This window comes from Pseudomonas sp. P5_B2, from assembly GCF_056400445.1.
Genome location: NZ_JBFULH010001454.1, coordinates 1 through 578, shown reverse-complemented (window position 1 = coordinate 578; position 578 = coordinate 1). Strand labels below are relative to the sequence as shown.

General features: G+C 60.1%; 1 protein-coding gene. It reads left to right on the top strand.

Annotated elements, in window-relative coordinates; translation table 11 throughout:
• On the top strand, positions 1-578 hold a 578-nt coding region (locus tag AC1DRJ_RS31790; RefSeq protein WP_477805584.1), incomplete at both ends, for a calcium-binding protein.

Here is a 578-nt window from a genome sequence, read left to right as displayed (position 1 = left end):
GGGCAACACCTGGCTGATAGCGGACGAGGATGACAACGGCCGGCTCGACAGCACCGATTTCACGGTGAAGTTCATTGGCGTCAAGAACTTCACAGTGGACGATTTCGGTAACAATACCGTCTTCGTTACGGCTGGCACCGATGGCAACGACATCATTGTCGGCACCGATGGCGACGACAAGATCTTCGGCCTCGGCGGCAACGACCAGTTATTCGGCCAGGCGGGCGAGGACCTGCTCGATGGCGGTGTAGGTGACGACGTGCTGCTGAGCGGCACTGGCCTGGATAATCTGTTTGGCGGCGAGGGTAACGACACGCTCACCATCGAGGATTTCGGCAGTGCTTTCGGCGGTGCCGGCAACGACCTGGTGATCGGCAGCAGCGCCGAGTTCGCTTTCCAGACAACCCTTGAGGGGAACGAAGGCAACGACACGCTTCAATCCGGCAGTGCTGGCGCCTTCATGATTGGTGGCACGGGGGATGACACGCTGGTGGGAAGTGCGGCGGATGACTTCRTGGTCGGCAGCGTCCAGTTTGAACCCGGCCTCGATGCGGACAGGTTTCAGTTCAGTGCCCTCT